Source organism: Vibrio sp. 10N.222.49.C9 (assembly GCF_041474985.1).
GTDB lineage: Bacteria > Pseudomonadota > Gammaproteobacteria > Enterobacterales > Vibrionaceae > Vibrio > Vibrio crassostreae_C.
In genome coordinates this window covers 1-368 of sequence record NZ_JBFRVD010000622.1, presented here as the reverse complement: position 1 = coordinate 368, position 368 = coordinate 1, and the positions used below count along the sequence as shown (strand labels likewise).

Annotated in this window: 1 protein-coding gene; it reads left to right on the top strand. The window is 37.2% G+C overall.

Annotated features, from left to right (window positions below):
* A partial coding sequence (locus AB4585_RS24780; RefSeq protein ID WP_372171404.1) for a hypothetical protein occupies positions 1–267 on the top strand: 267 nt, incomplete at its 5' end.
* Positions 268–368 lie beyond the last annotated feature (101 nt).

Genomic DNA, 368 nt, shown 5'->3' with positions numbered 1-368 from the left:
GCCTTAATAACGCGTTTGAATCCTGTATTACCTTTCATTGATCACCTATTCTTTTTATCTTGCTGTGCTTTTTCATTTATTGACCTAACATTAAAACAATTCTGGTTAAAAGGTTCGACCAGTTCTGCTATTCTTGCGACGCTTATTTTACCACCTAGTCTTGAAGAGCCTTGGGCACCAAATATAAATTGGGACAATCATAAATATGTCTTCTGGTCATACACTGACACAAACAGCTTTACGCTTTCCTTTGAAAGTATTGGTTAAGGGTAATGTCGTACCCCCTTCTCCTATTAGTGATCTCAACATAGATATAGAGAAACCTATTGTCTATGTGTTGCCGTTCGAATCTAATGTCGACCTTCTTT